The 22,841-nt window shown below is 43.9% G+C and carries 14 protein-coding genes; 7 read left to right on the top strand and 7 right to left on the bottom strand.

Translation table 11 applies throughout. From position 1 onward, the window contains the following. The 7 genes from H6F50_RS26775 to H6F50_RS19745 form a co-directional block, all read left to right on the top strand. Positions 1-203, top strand: a 203-nt coding sequence (locus H6F50_RS26775; protein WP_206754840.1) for a hypothetical protein, incomplete at its 5' end; no start/stop codon positions are given. A 229-nt stretch (positions 204-432) separates the two neighbouring features. Continuing rightward, on the top strand, positions 433-2,730 hold the full coding sequence (locus tag H6F50_RS19770) for a filamentous hemagglutinin N-terminal domain-containing protein (RefSeq protein WP_190430018.1): 2,298 nt from the start codon (positions 433-435) through the stop codon (positions 2,728-2,730). A gap of 317 nt (positions 2,731-3,047) precedes the next feature. Further along, positions 3,048-5,546, top strand: coding sequence for a CHAT domain-containing protein (locus H6F50_RS19765; protein ID WP_347277188.1), 2,499 nt, complete (start codon positions 3,048-3,050; stop codon positions 5,544-5,546). 468 nt (positions 5,547-6,014) lie between these two features. Continuing rightward, on the top strand, positions 6,015-6,788 hold the full coding sequence (locus tag H6F50_RS19760) for a DUF928 domain-containing protein (RefSeq protein ID WP_190430016.1): 774 nt from the start codon (positions 6,015-6,017) through the stop codon (positions 6,786-6,788). Between the two features lie 218 nt (positions 6,789-7,006). Then, complete coding sequence (locus H6F50_RS19755; RefSeq protein WP_190430015.1) at positions 7,007-12,613, top strand: PAS domain S-box protein; 5,607 nt, start codon at positions 7,007-7,009, stop codon at positions 12,611-12,613. 4 nt (positions 12,614-12,617) lie between these two features. Next, positions 12,618-14,591, top strand: coding sequence for an adenylate/guanylate cyclase domain-containing protein (locus H6F50_RS19750; RefSeq protein WP_190430014.1), 1,974 nt, complete (start codon positions 12,618-12,620; stop codon positions 14,589-14,591). Between the two features lie 15 nt (positions 14,592-14,606). Next, positions 14,607-16,589, top strand: coding sequence for a diguanylate cyclase (locus H6F50_RS19745; protein WP_190430013.1), 1,983 nt, complete (start codon positions 14,607-14,609; stop codon positions 16,587-16,589). A 59-nt stretch (positions 16,590-16,648) separates the two neighbouring features. On the opposite strand, the gene H6F50_RS19740 is transcribed toward H6F50_RS19745, so the two are convergent. The 7 genes from H6F50_RS19740 to H6F50_RS19710 all read right to left on the bottom strand — a co-directional run bounded on the left by H6F50_RS19740 (position 16,649) and on the right by H6F50_RS19710 (position 22,656). After that, on the bottom strand, positions 16,649-18,193 hold the full coding sequence (locus H6F50_RS19740; protein ID WP_190430020.1) for a GH3 auxin-responsive promoter family protein: 1,545 nt from the start codon (positions 18,191-18,193) through the stop codon (positions 16,649-16,651). Positions 18,194-18,337: 144 nt separating this feature from the next. After that, a complete protein-coding gene (locus tag H6F50_RS19735; RefSeq protein WP_190413385.1) occupies positions 18,338-18,946 on the bottom strand; it encodes an acyl transferase in 609 nt (202 codons plus the stop codon). Positions 18,947-19,005: 59 nt separating this feature from the next. Beyond that, positions 19,006-19,737: a sterol desaturase family protein gene (locus H6F50_RS19730; RefSeq protein ID WP_190430012.1), complete on the bottom strand. Its 732-nt coding sequence runs from the start codon at positions 19,735-19,737 to the stop codon at positions 19,006-19,008. Between the two features lie 127 nt (positions 19,738-19,864). Continuing rightward, complete coding sequence (locus H6F50_RS19725) at positions 19,865-20,059, bottom strand: hypothetical protein (RefSeq protein WP_190430011.1); 195 nt, start codon at positions 20,057-20,059, stop codon at positions 19,865-19,867. An 18-nt stretch (positions 20,060-20,077) separates the two neighbouring features. Beyond that, the gene (locus tag H6F50_RS28030) at positions 20,078-21,100 is read right to left on the bottom strand and encodes a Rieske 2Fe-2S domain-containing protein (protein ID WP_190413391.1); all 1,023 of its coding nucleotides are present in this window, start codon (positions 21,098-21,100) and stop codon (positions 20,078-20,080) included. Positions 21,101-21,148: 48 nt separating this feature from the next. Next, complete coding sequence (locus H6F50_RS19715; RefSeq protein WP_190430010.1) at positions 21,149-21,448, bottom strand: 2Fe-2S iron-sulfur cluster-binding protein; 300 nt, start codon at positions 21,446-21,448, stop codon at positions 21,149-21,151. Positions 21,449-21,606: 158 nt separating this feature from the next. Further along, complete coding sequence (locus H6F50_RS19710) at positions 21,607-22,656, bottom strand: aromatic ring-hydroxylating dioxygenase subunit alpha (RefSeq protein ID WP_199292267.1); 1,050 nt, start codon at positions 22,654-22,656, stop codon at positions 21,607-21,609. Between the last annotated feature and the right edge of the window lie 185 nt (positions 22,657-22,841).

The raw sequence follows: 22,841 nt of genomic DNA, 5'->3' as shown, positions 1-22,841 counted from the left end.
ACCGATGGCACTGGCATCCATATTATACAGAAGGGCGATGTCTTAAAAGACGATTTCCGGTTCACTTCGACATCACTAGCGGAACTCTTTCAGGCGAAAAGGCGAATCTCTTCCATAGCTTCAGCCAATTCGGTTTTAGCCAGAACCAAATTGCCAACATTCTCTCTAATCCGTCTATTTATCTTTTGACTAACACAACTTAAACTTCTCCATCTAAATTCCTGTTGTTGTACTCTTTGAGCGCAAATCCCTTTTTTTAATAGGTCATCTATTCAGGAAAACACGGTAATGATAAACTATTTTATAGGAGCTATCCATCCCACATTTTGTATTACCATCTACGTTTCCCTAGAAGTTTAGGGTGTATTTTCCCTAGGGCAAGTTGTAGATCGCGTATACTGTAGGCAAGCGCTACCTTTGAGTTTAAAAACTGTGAGCCAGCCTGGTCATTTTCTCTGGGTGACTGGTACGATTTTCCTTTTATGGTTAAATAATTCTAGCTGCACCTTAGCACAAATTATTCCGGATGCTACGCTGCCAAATAATACTATTACTATCCCAGAAGGGAACGCCATCCGAATTGAGGGTGGCACGCAAGTAGGCGGCAATCTATTTCATAGCTTTACAGAATTTTCTATTCCTATAAATACTGAAGCTTTCTTCAACAATGCCCTAAACACTCAAAACATCTTCAGTCGCATTACAGGTAGCAATCTTTCTCATATTGATGGATTGATTCGAGCGAACGGCACAGCTAATTTGTTTTTTATCAATCCCCACGGCATTACTTTTGGCTCAAATGCCAAACTCAATATAGGTGGTTCCTTTCTCGCCTCGACTGCTAACAGCATTCAATTTAGCAATGGAACTGAGTTTAGCGCTACCAAGCCTAGCGCCCCCCCATTGCTAATGATAAATGTTCCGATAGGCTTACAATTTAACGATTCAAACGCAGGAGTTATTCGCGTTCAAGGATCGGGACACAATTTCAGGTTCGGACAAACAGGCGGACTAGAGCCGAATACGAAAACCGAGGGTCTAGCGGTGCAACCTGGGAAAACTTTAGCTTTAGTCGGGGGAGAAATCGCCTTAGAGGGCGGTAATTTAAAAGCTGAGTCGGGAGCAATTGAGCTTTGGTCAGTTACTCGTGGCTCATTGCCAATGCAAGTCAGCAGCGAACAAATCAACTTCAACAATGAACAACAACTTGCAGAATTAGGAAGTATTAATTTATCGGGTGCTGCTTCAGTGGATAGCAGCGGCGCACAGGGAGGTTCGTTTCAGATACAAAGCCGAAATCTGAAACTAGAACAAGGTTCGCTCATCGTATCCCTCACAGAAGGATCTCAACCGGGGAGAAGCGCCACCATCAATGTTTTGGATACTATAGAACTGATTGGTAGAACAGCCGATGGCAGAATCGGTAGCGGCTTTTTTGTTCAGACGAATGGTGAGGGAAAAGGCGGCAATTTAATAATTACAACAGATCGGTTGCTACTAAGAGATGGAGCATCCATTGGTATGGGGACTAACGCTTCAGGGAATTCTGGTACGTTACGAGTGCAAGCCAGGAATGTTCACTTGGGTGGTCTTTCAGCAAATGGATCGCGTCTGACGGGTATTTTTTCTAATCCTACTTTTGCCTCAACTGGAGTTGGCGGTGATGTCATTATTGATGCTAAACAACTATCTCTTGAAAATGGGGCGGTGATCTCTGTGTCTACCTTTGGCGCAGGTCAAAGTGGCAACATAACAGTTCGAGCCAATGACGTACAAATACGAGGAACTTCTGCAACTGGGGGAATTGGTAGCGGTTTTTATGCTAGGACTAGCTTAAGCAATATTGCGAGTTCTCCACCGCCGTTGACGGGAAATTCGGGCAACGTAACAGTAATTGCTAACAGATTGAGCTTTCGGGAGCGGGCAACAATTAATGTTGCTAATTTTGGGAAAGGCAATGCTGGTAATATTAATATTCGCGCTGCCATAGTTGAGCTAGATAATAACTCGATTATTAGAGCGACTCAGCGACAGGCGGAACAGGGAAATATTACGATTGAATCTCAAGATTTGCGATTGTGGCGCAACAGCCTAATTACGACTGATGCCAGTAACATCATCCTGTTTGATACGGGTCAGACAATTGCAAATAATGATATCAGTACCAATGGTGGCAACATCATTATTAATACAAAAACGTTAGTCGCGTTAGAAAATAGCGATATTACTGCCAATGCTCAACAAAGCTTTGGGGGTCAAGTAAGAATCAATGCTAGCGGCATCTTTAAAACTTCAAATAGCGATATCACCGCCACTTCTAGTCGAGGAACTCAGTTCAGTGGGATTGTCCAAATTAATACTGCTGATGTGAACCCTTCTTCTGGCTTAGTTGCACTACCAGAAAATTTTACTGACATTAGCAAACAAATTTCCCAAGGTTGTTTGGCTTCTAGGGGGAATAGTTTTGTTGTCACTGGACGCGGTGGTTTGCCAGCAGATCCCAATGAAACTTTGTTAGGAAGTACAGTATGGCGGGATTTGCGCCTCCCTAGGGGTAATACCTCCTTACCTGTCCCCGTTTCCAAGACTGCCTCTGCACGTACTCCAATAGTGGAGGCAACTGGATGGGTAAAAAATTCTAATGGTGAGGTAGAGTTGGTTTCCAAATCTATCAATGGTGTGGCTCAAAGTTCCTGGGATGAAATTGCTAGTTGCAGTGTTTCTAAGTAATATAACAATCTTCAATTATTCATGGAATCCTCCGTCTCTTTTCTTTAGTGTCCTTTGCGGTTTATTAAATTTTAAAACTAACTTTAGATTGCTAGAGCCTTATTGCAAAAGAATTTTTATCTTTTGAACCGCAGATAAAAACAGAGAAATATGAATAACCCTTTAATTTTGCAAAAAATTTTATGCTAAAAATAAGGTGGCTTATAAAAAGTATTCATTATCAGATTTTGCTAAGCTTGTTGACACTTTTTTTGGTGACAGCATTTTTACCGGCACTAGCGCAGACTAATCTTAAATTTTCTTATTTTGATTCACAATTGGTATCAATTGTTAAAAATATTCCGGATTCTGATGCTCCTTCAGAATCTAAACAGAATGATGCCTTTGTACTAGAACAAGGTAGAACCCTGTATGAAGCAGGACGATTTGATGAAGCGATCGCATTCTGGCAACAAGCGCTCGAAAACCTTGAGGCGCAGGGCAATCGCCTCCACGCTGCCCTCGTTTTAAGCTATCTATCGAACGCTTATCAAGAATTGGGTCAATGGGAGCAAGCGAAAAACGCGATCGCTCAAAGTCTCAATTTATTGCAAACCCAACCCGATGCAGCCACTCTTGCCCAAGTTTTGAATACTCAAGGAAGTCTCCAGCTAGCAATGGGGCAAACTGAAGCGGCTTTAGATACATGGAAACAAGCTGAAAAAGCTTACGCTTCAGCAGGCGACGACGTTGGGAAATTAGGCAGTTTGATAAACCAAGCTCAAGCTTTGCAAGCATTAGGACTCTACCGACAAGCTAAAACAAACTTAGAACAATTAAATACTCAGTTGCAAAACTTGCCAGATTCCTCGCTTAAAGTATCAGGATTGCGAAGTCTGGGAGTTACCTTACAAGTAGTCGGAGATTTAACTCAGTCCCAGCAGGTTTTAGAACAAAGTTTGTCACTCGCCCAAAGGCTAAACTTTCCCTTAGAGATTAATGCCAGTTTATTTAGTTTGGGAAATACTCTTAGAGCTTTACAAAAACCGAGGGAAGCGCTGGAAATCTACCGAAAGATAGTAGAGAGTTCTCCCAATTCTTTAGTTTTAGAAGTCCAACTGAACCGATTAAGCCTTTTAGTAGAAACTGGACAACCAGCCGCAGCCCAAGCATTATTACCCCAAATCCAGTCTCAATTAGAGAGTATCTTACCTAGTCGCGCTGCTGTTTACAGTCGAGTGAACTTGGCTAGAACTCTCATAAAATTGGGAAATCGGGGAGAGCGATCGCAGATTGTCAATTCTCAAGAGATTGCCCAGATATTAGCAAAAGCTGTCGAACAAGCGCGAATGCTTAAAGACTCGCGTGCTGAATCTTACGCGCTGGGTCAACTCGGATACCTGTACGAACAAACGCAGCAATGGAAACCAGCGGAGGAGCTGACGAGACAAGCACTCGCGATCGCGCAAGAAATTAATGCTTTTAGTATTGTGGCTCGTTGGGAAGGACAACTCGGCAAACTTCTCAAACAGCAAGGCGATATTCCGAATGCGATCGCGGCTTACACCAAAGCTGTTAATACCTTACAATCCCTCCGCAGCGACTTGATCGCGCTGAATCCCGACGTTCAACTTTCCTTTCGCGAAAACGTCGAACCCATTTATCGTGAGTTAGTAGAGTTACTGTTAGAATCTAATCCCAGCCAAACCAATATTAAACAAGCTCGCGAAGTCATTGAAGCGCTACATCTAGCAGAATTAGATAACTTTTTTCGAGAAGCTTGTTTAGATGTTCAACCCCAGCAAATCGATCAACTCGATCCTCAAGCAGCAGTCATCTACCCCATTATTTTGTCAAATCGTTTAGAGGTAATCTTATCTTTACCCGGAAAACCTCTCAGCCATTACTCGACTAGGCTAGTGAAAAATGATATTGAAGAAACCCTGGAGCAGTTATTAGAATCTCTTAATCCATTTTTTTCAAGTGAAGCTCGTTTGCGTCTGTCTCAGCAAGTTTATCGCTGGTTAATCCAACCTGTTGAAACAGAATTAACTAAAAGTAATATCGCCACTTTAGTATTTGTGCTAGACGGTTCCTTGCGAAGTTTACCAATGGCAGCGCTGTACGACGGTAAACAATATCTCATTGAAAAATACAATATAGTAGTAGCGCCGGGTTTACAGTTGGTTGCACCACGAGTGGGAAGTGCGTCGTTAAGCCAGTTACTTGCCCAAAAGCGAAACAAAATTTTAGCAGGCGGAATTACCGAAGCTCGACAAGGTTTTCCAGCATTGCCAGGAGTAGGAGCTGAAGTCAGCCAAATCGCGTCTGAAGTTCCTTCCAAAGTATTTATAAATGAGGATTTTACCGAAGTAAACTTACAAAACTATCTGAATAAAAGTTCTTTTACGGTTGTTCATTTAGCTACTCACGGGCAGTTTAGCTCTAGCTCAGATTCTACATTTATTCTGACCTGGAATGGTAGGATAAATGTCAAAGAATTCGAGAATTTATTACGTTCTAGAGATCCGGGTACTTTTAATCCGATTGAACTATTAGTTCTGAGTGCTTGCCAAACTGCAACTGGTGATAAGCGAGCGGTATTAGGATTAGCAGGAGTAGCCGTGCGGTCTGGCGCACGCAGTACTTTAGCAACTCTCTGGTCAGTGCAAGATGAATCCACTGCTAAGCTTATGGGCGAATTTTATCAGCAACTCTTACAAGGAGAAAGCAAAGTTAAAGCCCTTCGTCAGGCACAGATAGCTCTGCTAAAACAGCCAAAATATGCTCATCCTTTTTACTGGTCGTCTTTTATTTTAGTAGGAAGTTGGCTTTGAATAAGTAGGAGTTTTCAGTCCACTTACTTTGCAATTTTTGGAGGTTCTATTTTATAAGGCTAACAGAGAGTTACCCCAGGTAACATAGCAATCGCAAAACGGTTCGGATAAGATGATTCCTTAAACAGCAATAGATTAAAAAGCCTCGATAACCCTTGTTCCTAGGCAGCGAAAATTATTGCATATTTCTACTAATCGAACCGTATTGATGGCAATCCTATTGGAGTTATGAGCTAGCGGTTCAGATTCCGAACTTCTTAACCAAGTCGGGAATCTCGCATTCACGAACCCTTTATCTGCCTATTTTTAGCCTTAACTTTCGATAGAAACTCTAAAAGTCCATAAACATGATTACTGTTCGCTGGGGAACTTCTTACAACAACCAGGTATTTCTACTGAAGAAATCTACGTGTTATTACAGTAATAATTAGGTGTAAATTCAGTACAATATTTTTTTTAGGTAAGAAAATGGTACAGCACAAATCTTTTACCACTCAAACGCTAGTTGCATTTTTTTTATCACTAGGACTGATTATTGCTCCTAGCTTTTTGACTAAAGCGATCGCCCAATCTGAGTCGGTTAACCAATCTCAAACTCTAGCGGGTACTTCGATAGGTCGCGTAACCTTTGAACCTCCAGGAAGTGGACAACCAGATGACACCGCAGGAGGTGCATCTCGTGGTGATGAATGTCCTCAAGCAGTAATCGCTACAGGCGAGTGCGTGACTCCGCTGGTGCCAATAGCTACAAGCAAGTTGACAGTAGCAGAGCATCCAACATTCTTAGTTTATGTACCTCCAACTTCTGCTAAGGAAATATTTTTTGGATTAGTAGACGAAAATAACAATTTTCATTACCAAGCAAAAATTCCGATTTCGAGTCAAGAAGGCATTCTTAGTTTCAAACTTCCAGATAATGCGCCACCTCTAGAAATTGACAAGAAGTATCGGTGGACTTTTATCATCATTGGCGAACAAGGACTCAGACCCGGTAGTCCTGGGGTACAAGGAGAAATTCGACGAGTTAAACTCACTTCCGAGGTAATGAGCCAGCTTCAGAATCAACCTCTACTAGAGCGTGCTGCTCTGTATGGAAAACACGGGATTTGGTTCGATACCGTAGCAAGTTTAGCTGAAGCTAGACGCTTAGAGCCGAGTGAAGCAACTTTGGCTTCAACATGGCAGGAATTGTTAAACTCGATTGGGCTACAAGCGATCGCTACAAAGCCATTCTTAAACTAGGCTATGGGAAAATCTAAAGTTTTGAGGATTTAAGAGTAGGGCAGAAAAGAATTGAATTAGTTCAGCAAATATACGTAGGACGGAAAGCAGGCGAGTTGAGTCGGATGCTGCCTAATTAAATTCAAGCATCAATCAATTGCCAAAATCGATAAGGGGAATAGGGAAAGAAGAAGCATTTTCCTTTTCCCCTTCCTCTTATTTTTGATGCTCATAAATTAATGGTACAAAAACTTAAAAACCAAGTTCGGCAATGGCGCGGGCTACTGATTACAGCTCCGATTGTGGCTTGCACAGTCATCGCTACAAGTTCTTTAGGCGTACTGCAAATATTTGACTTGGCGATATTGGATCAATTTTTTCGCTGGCGACCTCGTGAACCAATCGATCCCCGTATTGTAATTATTACTATTGATGAATCAGATATTGAAAAGGTGGGACGATGGCCTATTTCTGATGCTCTGTTAGCTGAAGCGATCGCAAAACTGAAAGTTCAGCAACCCAGAGCCATTGGTTTGGATATTTATCGAGATTTGCCAGTCCCTCCTGGTCATCAAGCACTGGTGAAAGTATTTGAATCTACGCCTAATCTAGTGGGTGTCGAAAAAGCGGTAGGAAATCCGGTTGCTCCACCCCCAGCGTTGAATCGTCTGAACCAAGTGGGACTCGCGGATTTGGTGTTAGATGCAGATGGCAAAGTCCGTCGAGGGTTGCTGTCTATTAGAACATCAGATGGTAAAACCCATCTGAGCTTAGGCGCAAAGCTGGCTTTAATGTATCTGGAAAAAGAAAAGATTAGCCTCCAGAGCATTGGTGCTAATAAATTGCGATTAGGGAACGCTGTATTTACCCCATTTACGGGAAATGAAGGCGGTTACGTTCGTGCTAATTCCGGTGGCTACCAGATTTTGTTGAACTACCGGGGGATGTTAGAAAATTTCTCCACGGTATCGATGACGGATGTTCTAGAGAACCGCATCCCGCCCAATCTTTTACGCGATCGCATTGTCTTAATCGGCGCAATCGGCTCTAGCTTCAATGACCTTTCCTTCACCCCTTATAGTAGTAGTCTCTTTGCGACTCCCAAACGATTACCGGGCGTCGTCATTCATGCCAATTTAATCAGTCAAATTTTGAGTGGTGCTTTAGAGGGTCGTCCTTTGATCCAGGTTTGGTCTCAACCAAAAGAAGCCTTATGGATTTTGATCTGGTGTTTCATTGGTGGTGGAGTGAGTTGGACGTTACTTCGCTTCAACCCCTTTAAACAGAATGTTGCTGCCAGATGGATCGTCTCTGGGGTTAGCATTTGCTTAATCGGGGGAATTCTGACGGGTGGCAGTTACCTAGCTTTTTTAGCCAGCTGGTGGCTCCCTGTCGTTGCCCCGCTAATCGGCATGACTGGCTCTGCGGTTGCGCTGATCGCTTATCGCAGTCTGGAAGACCAGCACATAGCAAAGCTGGAGCGCAAACAAGCAGAAGCCGCGCTGCGGGAAAGCGAAGCGAAGTTTCGCCATCTCGCGGAAAATGTACCGGGCGTAATTTTCCGGTACATCCTCCATCCAAACGGCAGCCATGAGTTTACTTACATGAGTTCTGGCGCTCGTGATATCTATGGATATGAACCAGAAGCGATCGTCCAAAATCCTCAGATTGCCTGGAATGCGGTGCATCCCGATGACCTGCTTTTGCTAAATGAAACCATCCTAGTTTCTGCTAGAGACTTGCAGCCTTGGTACTGGGAAGGTCGCATTACCTCGCTTTCTGGTGACTTGAAATGGGTGCAAGCCACTTCCCGCCCGGAACAGCAAGCCAATGGTGACATTATTTGGGATGGCTTGCTCGTTGACATCACCTGGCGCAAGCAAGCAGAACATCTGCTTGCCGACTACAACCGTACTTTAGAAAGCCAAGTACAAGAGCGCACTGCTAAACTAGCCCAAACCAATGCCCAGCTAGAGCAGGAGATTGCCGAACGAAAGCAGGTAGAAGCAGCCTTGCATCAGAATGAAGAACGAATGCAGGCGCTTTTGAGCGCGATTCCCGATGCAATGTTCCGGCACCGGATAGACGGCACTTATTTAGACGTAAAAGCAGGCGAAGAAGCCTTTCAGATGCTGCCTGAAGCTTTAATTGGCAGAAACTTATGGGATTTACCGTTGCCCGAACAGGTTAAAAATGACCTGCTAGAGTATTTTCGGGTAGCAGTTGAAACCGGAGAGCGACAAACCTACGAACACGAGGTGGAAAAACCCGATGGCATTCACAACTACGAGACACGCATCGTCAAAAGTGGTGCTGATGAAGTGGTTTGTATCGTGCGAGATATCACAGAACGCCAGCGTTTCACGGCTGCTTTAGAGGAAAGCGAAGAACGCTATCGTTCAGTCGTGACAACAATGGCAGAAGGCATTGTTTTGCAGGATGCCAACGGTGTTATCCATACCTGTAATGCCAGTGCTAACAGAATTCTCGGCTTGTCTCGCGAGCAAATGATGGAACGAACTTCCCTCGATCCCAGCTGGCGAGCCATTCGTGAAGATGGTTCGCCCTTCCCAGGAGAGGCACACCCAGCAATGGTGACGCTACGAACTGGCGAACCTTGCTCTGATGTAGTGATGGGAGTTTACAAGCCAGATGGTAGCTTAACCTGGATTTCTATTAACGCCCAACCTCTATTTCGGGCTGGCGAATCTCTGCCGTATGCAGTGGTATCTTCATTCGCGAATATTACGGCTCGCAAACAGGCAGAACTGGCATTAAAAGAAAGCGAAGCCCGTTTTCATGGGTTCATGGATAACAGTCCGGCGGCTTCTTGGATCACGGATGAAAATGGGCGAATTGTTTTCTCTAGCAAAACCTACCGCCAGATACTCCAAATCCCAGACGGCTATGTAGTTGGAAAAACTGTTACAGAGCTTTATAGTGATGAATTCGCGCAACAGTATCTGGAAAACATTCGGAAAGTCATCCAAACGAATCAGTCAGTAGAGGCGATCGAACAAGCTCCCAGAACGGACGGCACAATCGGGGATTTTCTGGTATACAAGTTTCCGCTGGCGAACCTCTCTGGAGAACGCCTTGTTGGAGGTGTGGCGATTGACATCACCGAGCGCAAACGGGCAGAGCAAGCGCTCAAAGAGAGCAACGAACGTTTTCAGCTAGCGGCATCGGCAATTAAAGGATATGTTTACGACTGGGATCTGAAGCAGAATATTGTTCTGCGGACGCAGGGACTCTATGAAACGAGTGGATACCGTCCCGAAGAAGCCGGACTCACAGGTCAGTGGTGGGTTGATCGCGTCCATCCGGAGGATTTGCCGCAGGTTTCGCGAACGTTTTCCCAGGCGATCGCTCATCAAAATGAGTATATGCTTGAATATCGGTTCCGTCACCGAGAAGATCGCTACACTCACATGGTCGATTATGGGGTGGTTGTGCGAGGCGCAGACGGACAGGCACTTCGAGTTGTCGGTCATGCTATCGATATTAGCGATCGCAAACGAATAGAAGAAGCTTTACGGGAGAACGAAGCTCGCTTGCGAAGCCTTGCCGATAACCTTCCCGGTGCGGTTTTCACCTACACTTACTGTGCTGACGGCAGACATTTTCTAGACTACATCAGTGAAGGGTGTGGCGAACTTTTAGGGATTTCCGCTCACGAGGCGATGGAAAATTTCTCTGCCATATTAGCTCGATATCACTCAGAAGACCTCCCTGGTTATAACGCCGCTTTAAAAATCAGCCTCAACAATTTAATGCCTTTCTATTATGAGTGGCGCTATCTCCACCCAGATGGTGCCATTCGTTGGCTAGCTGCCAGTTCTCGCCCGGAATCCCAAGCTGATGGCAGCATAATTTGGCGGGGGGTACTTCTAGATATTAGCGATCGCAAAATTGCTGAAGAAGCTCTTCGGCAGCAACAAGAATTCCTGCGAAAGGTAATTGATAATGACCCCAACACCATTTTTGTAAAAGACTGGGAAGGACGCTTTGTGCTGCTTAACAAAGCTGCTGCCAAGCTCTACAACACGACTGTCGAAGAACTGGTGGGTAAACGGGATGTAGACTTCCATCCATTCTTAGAGGATGTTGAGCATTTCCTCCAAGAAACCCGCTCTATCATTGAAACGGGTCAAGCCTTATTTATTCCCGAAGAAAAAGTGACAGGCGCAAATAACCAAGATAAATGGTTTCAGTGGCAAAAGATTCCTCTGCATCCACCTGCAAGCGATAAAGTCTGCGTTTTAGGAATCGGAGTCGATATTACCACTCGTAAAATAGTAGAAGCTGAACTTGAACGAGCCAAAGAAGCCGCTGAGGCTGCTAACCGCGCCAAAAGCATCTTTCTCGCCAACATGAGTCACGAACTCCGAACCCCCCTCAATGCCATTTTAGGCTTTTCCCACCTCATGAGTCGTGCCCCCAATCTTTCAACAGAACAGCAAGAAAATCTCACGATCATTCGTCGCAGTGGAGAACACCTGCTGACACTGATTAACCAAGTCCTTGACCTATCCAAAATTGAAGCTGGACGCATGACGCTGAGTGAAAATAACTTCGATCTTTACAGTTTGCTAAATGATGTCGAAGCGATGTTTTCTTTGAAAGCTACAGAAAAGAGCTTAAACCTAAAATTTGATTGTGATGTTGATGTTCCCCAATACCTCCGCACAGATGAAGTTAAGTTGCGTCAAGTGTTGATTAACCTACTAAGTAACGCCGTTAAATTTACCGATTCCGGAACAGTCTTAGTTAAAGTGAAATTAGGGACAACAAATTCCGAATTTCCTTCTTTCTCTCCCCTTTCCTCAATTATTTTTGAAGTTTCCGATACGGGAGCCGGTATTGCTTCCGAAGAACTTGACAAGGTATTCAAACCTTTCGAGCAAACAGCCGCCGGTCAACAAGTACAAGAAGGAACTGGCTTAGGATTGACAATTAGCCGTCAATTTATCCATTTAATGGGAGGTGAAATAACCCTCATTAGTGGTGGCAAAGTTTTCACTCCTGGAACCCCCATCAGGGAATTTAGTGAGGATGCAAGTGCTTTATTTGCAAAAGGAACAACGTTTAAATTTAACATTCAAGCAAATATTATCGCTGCCAGCGAGATTGCAATCCCCCTCCAAAACCGCCGCGTTATTGCACTCGCACCTCAGCAACCTCGCTATCAAATACTAATCGCAGATGATAGCGATTTCAATCGCCAACTTCTGCTAAAACTCCTCCAGCCCCTTGGCTTTGAATTACTAGAAGCTTCTAATGGCAAAGAAGCATTAGAAATCTGGGAACGTAGTTCACCTCATCTAATTTGGATGGATATACGAATGCCGATAATGGATGGCTATGAAGCCACTAAACAGATTAGAAAGCGAGAGAATCAGAAACCTTCAGTTCAAAAGACATTAGCCAATTCTCGTACTGCGATTATTGCCCTGACTGCCAGCGCCTTAAATGAAGATAAAGCATCTGTTATTGAAGCTGGATGTGATGATTTTATCCGCAAGCCTTTTCGAGAGGAAGATATTTTTAATGCTATCCACAAGCATTTAGATGTCTCTTTTACTTATGAGGAAATGGCCGCTACATCTGAGAAAGAAATACTAGAACTGCCAGCCTTAAATACTGCCGAGTTGGCTGATTTACCTAAAAGTTGGTTAGAAGATTTATATCAGGCTCTTGTTGAGGGAGATTTAGAAATTATCGCTACACTGATTGAGGAATTGCACCCCAAAAATGATGTGTTGTCAAAAACTTTAATGACATTAGTTAATCAATACCAGTTTGAGCAATTGTTGATATTGATTCAATCTGTGAAAGACTTATAATCCCATGGAAGCACCTATCGCCAGACCTAATATCCTAGTAGTTGATGATAATCCTGCAAATTTAAAACTTCTCTTCGACATCTTATCTGAAAAGTCTTACAAAGTGCGAGTTGCACCTAGCGGTCAACTCGCACTCAACGCTTGCAATTCAAATCCTCCTGATTTGATTTTGCTTGATATCAATATGCCAGAAATGAATGGATATGAAGTTTGTCAACGTCTAAAAGCTTCTGAGAAAACTCGCGACATTCCAGTTATTTTCATTAGTGCTTTAGATGATACGAATAACAAGGTGAACGCCTTTACAGTTGGTGGGATTGACTATATCACAAAACCTTTTAAACGTTTAGAAGTATTAGCCAGAATCGAGAATCAGCTACGCATTCGAGAGCTAAAAATGCAACTAATAGAGCAGAATAAGTTATTGCAAGAACACCTGGATTCACGGCGAAAAGCAGAAGTTGAACTTCGTCTTTTACTCGCAACAACTCAAGCGATTAGTCGCAAAAATAATGTTCCTTCCGTGTTACAAGCTGTACTGCGCTTAGTTGGGATAACAATTCAATGGGATTATGGCGAAGCTTGGTTGCCCACCGAAGATAATAATATTTTAGAATGCAGTCAAAATTGGTATTCTAGCCACGCTAGTTTCTGGGATTTTAAAAAACAAAATAGAACAGCTACCTTTGCTCCTAATCAAGGGCTGCCAGGTAAAATATTTGTTTCTAAAAAACCAGAATGGGTAGAAAAGATTCTAAATTCCGGAGATTTGCCGATTTTAGGCGAGGAAATAGGAAATGCTAGTTTAGCATCTGCTTTTGGAGTTCCCATTATACTAAACGAACGAGTATTAGCTATTCTGGTTTTCTATAAAAAAGGTTCGGTTCCGATTAATTTACATACCATTAATTTAGTAACCGCAGTAGCTACACAATTAAGTCCTTTAATCTATCACAAGCAAACTGAAGAAATTCTCAGAATTACTCAAGAACGCTATCACAGTATTGTTGAAAATGCAGTAGAAGGAATTTATCAAACAACACCTTGCGGGCGTTATTTGAGCGCTAACTTAGCACTGGCGAAAATTTATGGGTATGAATCTCCAGAAGAATTAATAAACAGTAGTCAAAATGTTGAAGAACAACTTTATGTTAACTCGAATCGACGGCGTGAATTTATAGAAGAAATGAATTCTAATCATGCTGTCAGGGGATTTGAGTCTCAAGTTTATCGCCGAGATGGGACAATCATTTGGATTTCTGAAAACGCGCGTTCAGTCTGCGATTCAAAAGAAAAACTTCTCTATTATGAGGGAACTGTTTCTGATATCACAGAGCGAAAATTGGCTCAAAAGCAAACAGAAAAACTTTTATTAAATATATTGCCTAAACCAATTGCCGAGCGGTTACAACAAAAGCAACAAGTTATTGCCGATAGTTTTTCTGATGTTAGTGTTTTGTTTGCTGATTTAGTAGGGTTTACTAACTTTGCATCCACAAAGACTCCAACTGAACTCGTAGAAATTCTCAATCAAATTTTTATTGAATTTGACTTATTGTCTAATCGACATGGATTAGAAAAAATAAAAACAATTGGAGATGCATATATGGTAGTAGGAGGACTACCAATACCGAAAGCGGATCATGCTTCATCAATTGCCAAAATAGCGCTAGATATGCAAAGTTTTATTGCTAGATTCAATACCCAAATTAATGAAAAGTTCAGTCTTCGTATAGGAATTAATATTGGACCTGTAGTTGCTGGAGTAATTGGTTTAACAAAATTCAGCTATGACTTATGGGGAGATACCGTGAATGTGGCTTCCCGGATGGAGTCAAGTGGGATTCCTGGTCAAACTCAGGTCACGGCTGCCGTTTACGAACGCTTAAAAGAACAGTTCCTTTTCCAAGAACGAGGGACTATTTCAATAAAAGGGAAGGGGGAGATGATGACTTATCTGCTGATTGGTCAAAAATAACGATAAAAACACTTTATGGATCAGGGTCAAGATTTAAAATTAAAAGAGAAAATACTGGTAGTAGACGATACTCCAGCAAATGTTAGTTTGTTAACTAAAATTTTGTCAAATCATGGATATAAAGTGCGTGTTGCTCTGAGTGGTAAGCTAGCGCTGCAATCAGTTCAGGCAAGCCCTGCCGATTTGATTTTGCTCGATATCAAAATGCCGGATATGGATGGGTATGAAGTTTGCCGACAGTTGAAAGCCTCAGAGCAAACCTGTAGTATCCCAGTTATTTTCATCAGTGCTTTAGATGCAACCTTTGATAAGGTGAATGCTTTTACATTAGGGGCAGTAGATTACGTCACCAAACCGATTGAGCCGATTGAGGTTTTAGTACGAATTGAACATCAATTACGGCTGCGTCGGTTTCAGTTACAGATGCAAACTCAGAATACACAATTACAACTTTTACTGACTACAACTCAAGCAATTAGTTCTGCTGCTGATGTAGAAGAAGCATTAGAAGTCATTTTAATCAATCTTTGTCAAAATCTCGGTTGGGATATTGGGGAAGTATGGATGCCTTCCTCGAAGGGGACTGTACTTGAATATTGTCGATGTTGGTACCAGGATATCCGTTTTGATGAATTTCGACGCCAGAGTGAGGCGTTTCGTTTTTCTCTTGGGGAGGGATTGCCAGGACGAGTGTGGCTGTCCCAACAAGTGGAATGGATCGCAGACATAACGCAGGACAACTCGACCCTTTTTCTGCGGAGTCAAATTGCCATGCAAGCGGGACTTAAAGGAGTCTTAGGAATTCCAATCGCCTTCGACCATCAAGTGCTGGCAGTTTTGATATTTTTTCATGAGCAGGAAATCACGCCGGATGAGCGATCGCTCCAACTCGTCAATGCAGTCGCGACCCAATTAGGCTCAATGATTCAGCGCAAGAAAGCAGAGGAAGTGTTGCGACAACAAGCAGCACGGGAACGGCTAATTGCTGAAGTTACTCAACAAATTCGCCAATCGCTGAATTTAGACGAGATTCTGGATGCGACAGTCAACAGCATTCGACAGTGTTTGCTTTCGGATCGGGTAGCTATCTACCAGTTCGCCGCTAACAATAACGGCACCTTTGTAGCAGAATCAGTTGGTAAAAACTACCCTCACATGTTAGGACAGACTGTGAATCCATCCTGGATTCAAGAAGGTTTTAGCACTTTTTTTCAGGGATTCCCAATCGTTTTGGACAATATTGAAAAGTTTAATTTTACAGGTGATGGGATTGAGTTTTTTCAACGCTATCAGGTCAAAGCTGTTGTAGCAATGCCGGTTTTGAAAGAAGAACGTCTGTGGGGGTTACTGATTGCTCACCAGTGTGCTGCTCCTCGTGACTGGCAGCCATTTGAAGTGGATTTGTTGTCTCAGTTGGCAAATCAGGTAGCGATCGCAATTCATCAATCCCAACTCTACCAATATGTGCAGTCTGCCAATCGGGAACTCCGGCAACTCGCTAACCTAGACGGCTTAACTCAGATTGCGAATCGTCGCCGATTTGATGAGTGTCTGAATACTGACTGGAAGCGACTAAGACGGGAACAAGCACCGCTGTCTTTGATTTTGTTAGATGTGGATTTTTTCAAACGCTACAACGATGCTTACGGTCATCTGGCAGGGGATGATTGTTTGCGACAGGTGGCTGGTGCGATTAAAAGTGTTGTCCGTCGTCCAGCGGATTTAGTGGCGCGATATGGTGGAGAAGAATTTGCCGTAATTCTTCCCAATACTGATATTGAAGGAGCGGTTTTCGTAGCAGAGGCGATTCGACAGGCAGTCAGTAACTTGGCGCTTCCCCACAGTCAGTCTAAAGTGTGCGGCTATGTAACCGTCAGTTTAGGCGTGGCGAGTAGTGTACCCAATTTAGAACTGTTGCCGCAACATTTAATTAATGCGGCTGATGCGGCACTTTATGCAGCCAAAAAAGAGGGGCGCGATCGCGTAGCGCGAGTGTAACCACTCGGTTTTTCCTTTCTATGTATGCAACTCCTGGCTCAAAATCTCTAGAGAAGATGTCAGCGAAAACAACTGTTCTGAGAGGCTTTTTCTAGTTCGACGAGTAATTCTTCCTCAAGGGGTGCGATCGCTAACAGAGGATGTTTCAAGTCTCCCCATTTCTTGCCAGCTCGCATCCCATACAGGGTGAGAATTTCCGGGATTTGTCTTGAGACCAGCACCCGCGCTGGAGCCAGCTGTCCTAAAAGTCGAGCCTGTCGATAGTGGTGCGATCGCATCAAAGCATCATCTAACCGTTGAGCGATCGCATCGGGTGATTCTTTGGCAGTGTCGAGCAAAAGAATATAACGATCCACCGGCTTCCTGACAGGCACCAAACTCTTAAAATACGTTCCTTCTAGCGCCAAATCCTCAATGACAGAACGCACGAATTCAGAATGCAGCTTCTCACCCACGAGATCGCTTGTCGCCTGATTTCTCCCCAAAAATTCCAGACACGGCGTTCCTTGATAAAAGTGGCTGACGCGCACGCGATCGCCAATTCGGTAGCGGTACAATCCCCCTTTCTGAGAAATAATGATCTCGTAGTCAATCCCCGCCACAATCTCGTGAAGTCGGTGGATTTTCCCCTCTCCATCCTCAAACTCAAAGAACACCTGATCGAGCATCGGGACGCATCCCTTTGCCTCAATTAGGGGAATTGTCATAGGTGCTTCGGTGGCGAGGAGTCCTTTTCCCTGCACCATGACACCCGGAAACAGCGATCGCAAAAATCCTGCACCATCCGCAGCATTCGCGCTATCCCAGCAGGAAATAAGCTTCAATTCTTGCCAAAGCAGCTTCCACGGAATTTCTGGCTCCAAGAGGAGTTTAGAGCGCTTTGCTGACATTTTGTTTTTGAGTTCTTTCCACAGTCGTACTCGATGCGTCTGGATGTAGTCGAGTTGTACGCGAAGGAAACTTGGACTCCAAATCGAGATAACTTCCAGATTTTCTTCGAGTAGGAGCGCGTGGGCAAGTTTCTCCTTGAATTCCTCTGCATTGCGAAGGCGATTCAATCCGGGAGGAGAAACCAGAAAAGGACGAAGAAATAACATTAACCATTCGTCCAGATACTCCGAATCATCCTCCAATCCGACGGGAATGCTATTTGGGCTTGCAGTATCAAGCCGGGGAGAGATGCAGAAGTATATCTTACCCGTAGAAAATCCTGGGCCATGCTGAATCAGATCATGTGCCCAAACACAGAACATCTGGTTAAAGGTAGCTCGAAGAGATTTGGTGTAAGGAATGGATTTTGCCGAGCCACTACTTCCGGAAGTCTTTTCGTAAAAGAGAATCGATTCTGGTGTCAAGATTGGCTGCTGGGTTGTTTTTTGCCGCTCGATCCACTCTTTGAGATCGTCGTAGTTAACAATCGGAATGCGATGCCAATCTGCAACCGATCGGATACCTAAAAATTTGCCATATTCACTCTTGGCAAGATTGTCTACAATTTCCTCTTGAACGGATTGCTGCGTTCTTTCGGGATTTTCTAGTGCTTGAAAGAAGTGATTGGCGTAAGGGGAAAGAAGCTGTCCGAAAAGCTTGACAATAGGGCGCATCATATCAAATTTGTTTGGGGGATTAATTTGGAACCTCACCCCCAGCCCCTCTCCGCTGGCGGAGAGGGGAGCCGGAAGTTAAGAGGGGCTTCGGGAGTCAAAAAGGGAGTCGGAGGCGGTGTGTTTGTTGCCTTCGGTTGGATATCACTTGAATTTCTTGTTGGGATAAATGTGGGTCGCAACCGGAACGTAGGTTCCTTCCTCAACTACAACTCCGGGGCCAATGTGATTCCAGGCTCCTAGGAAGACATTGCTGCCGATTTTCACTTTTTTGACATACAGCATCAAGTCCTGTTTTCTAGGTTTGATGATGTGGGGGTAGATGCCTACTCCGTGACCGAAAACTGCGCGATCGCCTACCTCAATCAGTCCGCGATCGGCTATTTCTAACTGCGGTGTCCAGTAAACGCTTTTACCAATCTTGGCTCCCCACAGTCTCAGCCATAGAGAAAAAGCACCAGGAATCAGGCGTAGCAGGGTTTCCAGCGCTGGAAATGCAATGTAGATAACTTGGATTTGGTGACTTCCCCACCAGGGTGAATACTCTTTGCTGCCTAGATAGCTGATCCCTTCCTTAACTGGGTAAAAACGCTCGTGGAGGCGATACACCAACAGGGGAAACCCATACAGAGAAAGGAAAAGAGCCGAGATGCTGAAGATTCCTGGAAAGAAGCAGATCCCCAGAAAAGACGCGATCGCAATCAGGATAACTAAGGCGGGAAAACAGGAGAGTATGGTTCCGAGGAAAGTCATAGTGAAATCAAAAATGCTTGCATTAAAAATGAAGAAGCCAATTTTTTAATTTTTAGTTGCTAATTCTTCCAAGGCCACAGTAGCTTCTGAGTTAAGGTGAGGTTGATTTTGACCCCCAAAGAATCCGGTACGCGATCACTTTTATAATACGTTCCGTGCATCCGATCCCAAAGCTTAAAGTTGGCTCCGTAATTGCCACAAACTGAGCTACTCGCATGGTGCCAAGCATGATCTTGAGGTAGTATCAGCAAAGTCGATAACCAGCGATACAGCGAAGAGTTTGGTGTTGGAGTTATGGTGCTGTGACGCCACAAGTCTAAAGCTGAGCTAAGACTGACACCGGCGATGTACCATGTGGGATCTTGCAGCAGATAAATAAATAGAGCGTGAACCCATAAGTAGACGATCAAAAAGCTCGTCCACAGAGTATTTCTAGAAGTAGACAAGACATTCATTTCGGTGCTGGTATGATGAACCGCGTGGAGAGACCAGAGCCACCGATTATGTAGCAAGCGATGGTTCCAGTAGTAGATGTAATCCACAAACACGAAGCTCAGCAAGAATGCCGCGACTGGAGGCAGAGCAAGCAAGGCGCGATCGCTGGGTAGAAGATAGTGGTACAGATGGTAAACTACTGTCAGCTGAAGAATTGGGATGAGAACACCCTGAAAAAACAGACCAACAGCATCTAAAATCCAGTCCTCATAGGTTCTCATTCGCAAGGCGGTAAAACTGCGCTGATTCGCCACAGTCAGCGTCATTAAGATCGCAAAAGTAAAGAATACTCCCATCGCTAATCGCTCAATTTAGGGAATGTTGCCTGATATTGAATTCGTTTGAATCGTCATCATTTGGAACCTCACCCCCAACCCCTCTCCGTTAACGGAGAGGGGTGCCGGAGTGTGGGGAGAGGTTTTTCTATACCCGCTGAATTTCCCTCGCTAACGAGGGGAAATAGGATTTCTCCCTCCTCGTTAACCGGGAGGGTTGGGGTGGGGTTATAGAACCCGCCGCATTTCCCTGGTTAACGAGGGGAAGTAGGATTTCTCCCTCCCCGTTAACGGGGAGGGTTGGGGTGGGGTTCCGGATGCCAAGTGATGTTTTTACAAGCATTGATATACTTCCACCGAATTAAACCCAGAAGGTTACTTGAACAGACTTATCCAAGAGAGTTCTAGGATCTTCTCCTGCTTCAATCTTGCTCCGAATCGATTCAACTAGGACGTGGATTGTGTCAGCTGGCGTATTGGCAAACTGGGTGCCGTACTTTTCGATTACCTCTTGCTGAATACCAAGCGCTTCCACATCCTGACGGATAATATATTGGGCAGTCCAGCGAACAAACGGACGCGCAATCTTGTTCCAAATGCCGTAGTTAAAAGTGACGTCGGTATAGACGAGAGTAGAGTCCTCCGCTTCCGGAATCGATTGGCTAGTAATAAAAAGCCTTCTTTTCGGTGCCATATCGTATTCCACGCTGGTAACGTTTGGCATATGAAAGCTATCTGTGTGCCGGATCTCGTAACCTTTCCGATTTAGAAAGCGGGTATACCAGCCGAGATTTGTCGTTTCGTTGCGGTATTCTGCGAAAACTGAGCCGTCTCGCCTCTCTACCATCATTTCCAGCTTTTGCTTGCGAGAGGTGCGAAATACCCCAGGGTGAACCGAGGCGGTGTGAGGAATATCGATAAAATTTTCCGCACAGTTGGTAACGTTGTTCCGAAAACGGTTAATAACCCGTACCGTCTCCCATCCAGGCTTTCCGTAGTAAGGCATTTGAAAAGGCTCAAACTCCTCACTCGGCTTTTGTGCCAGCCTCACATAGACGTATCCATCCTGCTCTCTAGTGTCATAATGCTGAGTGCGACGAGCATGAGTCACCTTAAAATCTTCTCCCTCTGCGGGGACAGCGACTACCTTCCCAGTTTTGTCGTAAACCCAGCCGTGGTAGGGACATTGGAGCATTCCCTGACAGACTTTTCCTTTAGAGAGACGGCTATTTCTGTGCATACAGCGATCGCGCAATGCCACTGGTTTTCCGTCATCTCCTCGAAAAACTGCCAGCCATTCCCCCAAAACCGTGCGTTCCAGCACAGTATTCGGCTTCAGATGTTCGCTGAGTGCCACAACATACCAGAAATCTTCAAATTTCACTAATCCTCCGCAATAAATTAAAAATAAGAAATAGAAGATTTTTTGGCTTCATTCTTCATCATAAAAAGCAGCAATTTCAATGTCACTGGTGAGATCCAATTGACAAGCTAACCTCACTTGGTTATTTCCTGGTGCTAGAGTTTCTAATACTTCCTTTTCATCTTTGCGAGGAAGAGGAATATTACCTCTTACAACTACAATGCAAGTCCCACAAATTCCGGTACGACATCCAAAGAGTACCGGAGAATTTTGCACCGTCAGATGCTCCGAAAGATTAGAGTGCTTCTCCAAGGTTAGGGGAGAATAATCTGTCCCTGGAAAGCGGATGATACAGCATTTCTCATTCATATTTAATTCAAAATTTGGAATTAAAGCTTAATTTGCTAACAATAAAAATAATAACTAACCTCTTCTTTCTCTTCTTCTTCCTTCGCGTACTTCGCGTCCTTGGCGGTTCGCAAACAAAATGTTGTTGTAGCTAACAAAGTTACTATATTTAAAACCGTTTATTTTGTAATATTAAAATCTTTAGACCATAGAGAAACTTTAAGTTGATTCACATAATGCATATACTTAACCAATGGCGTATCAATACTCAGAAGTGCGTTGGGATTATAACGAATATTGTCATAAATTTGCCCATCTTCCCCTTTCAAGGCATAGTATGCTAGACGTGTGAATAAGAGTAATAGTTGCGTCACCAACCACCCAAACATTCCTTTTCTTTTCTCTGCTAAATAAATCGGTTGAATGCGGGTTCTTCCAGGCGCAACTGGAGTATAGGCATAGATCATGTGCAGTGAAGGAAAAAGCCGAACATTCTTCATCATCGTCAAAAGTCCGATGCAGCCATCGGCATATCTCATAGAATATTCATAAGTATCGCCGACAATTTTTCGTCCCAGCCGTTCTCTACGAGTCGTTTTAGGAAACTCCCCTCGAAGGGTAAAATCTATCACATTGCCAGATTGATTCTGTCGCAATGATAGATTCATATTGATGTTTACTTTGTGAACAGTTTGCAAATGTTGAGCATCAATACCATTCATCATACAAATGTGATGATGGCAACTCCGCTCAAATGCTTTGTCGTGTACTGTTACAATTGATTTGCCTTTAAATTCATCAAATTCTGCCACACCTTCCGGTGCTTTTGAATCTGGATACACCCAAATCAAATCATATTTTTCATCAGTAGCATAAGATTGAAGATGAGCTTTTTCGGGGATTGATGCTTGGCAGGGAATATCTTGGCAATTGCCTTCTCCATCGAACGCCCAATGATGAAAGAAACAGCGCATGAGATTTCCATCAACGCGCCCAATTCCTAAATCGGTTCCCAGGTGAGGACAATAAGCATCTAAAGCGCGAACTTTTCCATCTTGTCCGCGAAAGACAACAATTTTTTGTCCGCATATTTCCAAGGATGTTGCTTTGCCTTGACGAACCTCTCGGCTAGGGCAAGCAATATACCAGCCTTTGGCAACAACATCCCAATTGTTAAATATTTTCATTTTCAAAAGGGGTTGCGTGTTTAGATTTTGAGACTCGTTCATATGAAAAAGTAGGAAATATGCACGGTTATTTGTCAAGTCAGTAATGGGTAAAATTTTTCATAAGCCCAATTACCAATTACCAATTACCAATTGCCTTCTTTTGAGTAGCGAGGTACTGGGGAATAGAATTAGCAGCCATGATGGACATTTCCCGGTTACTTGCCCAAGCGTAGTCAACTTTTTCG

This window comes from Coleofasciculus sp. FACHB-712 (assembly GCF_014695635.1).
In the GTDB taxonomy this organism is placed as follows: Bacteria; Cyanobacteriota; Cyanobacteriia; order Cyanobacteriales; family FACHB-T130; genus FACHB-T130.
This window is presented reverse-complemented; position numbering and strand designations above follow the sequence as displayed.

Bases quoted from the DNA above. Each gene is read 5' to 3' on its own strand.
- H6F50_RS19715 (WP_190430010.1), bottom strand. From the start codon at position 21,448: ATGAATGAGAAATGCTGTATCATCCGCTTTCCAGGGACAGATTATTCT.
- H6F50_RS19760 (WP_190430016.1), top strand. From the start codon at position 6,015: ATGGTACAGCACAAATCTTTTACCACTCAAACGCTAGTTGCATTTTTT.
- H6F50_RS19745 (WP_190430013.1), top strand. From the start codon at position 14,607: ATGGATCAGGGTCAAGATTTAAAATTAAAAGAGAAAATACTGGTAGTA.
- H6F50_RS19735 (WP_190413385.1), bottom strand. From the start codon at position 18,946: ATGACTTTCCTCGGAACCATACTCTCCTGTTTTCCCGCCTTAGTTATC.
- H6F50_RS19710 (WP_199292267.1), bottom strand. From the start codon at position 22,656: ATGAACGAGTCTCAAAATCTAAACACGCAACCCCTTTTGAAAATGAAA.
- H6F50_RS19730 (WP_190430012.1), bottom strand. From the start codon at position 19,737: ATGGGAGTATTCTTTACTTTTGCGATCTTAATGACGCTGACTGTGGCG.
- H6F50_RS19740 (WP_190430020.1), bottom strand. From the start codon at position 18,193: ATGCGCCCTATTGTCAAGCTTTTCGGACAGCTTCTTTCCCCTTACGCC.
- H6F50_RS19755 (WP_190430015.1), top strand. From the start codon at position 7,007: ATGGTACAAAAACTTAAAAACCAAGTTCGGCAATGGCGCGGGCTACTG.
- H6F50_RS19750 (WP_190430014.1), top strand. From the start codon at position 12,618: ATGGAAGCACCTATCGCCAGACCTAATATCCTAGTAGTTGATGATAAT.
- H6F50_RS19725 (WP_190430011.1), bottom strand. From the start codon at position 20,059: ATGCTTGTAAAAACATCACTTGGCATCCGGAACCCCACCCCAACCCTC.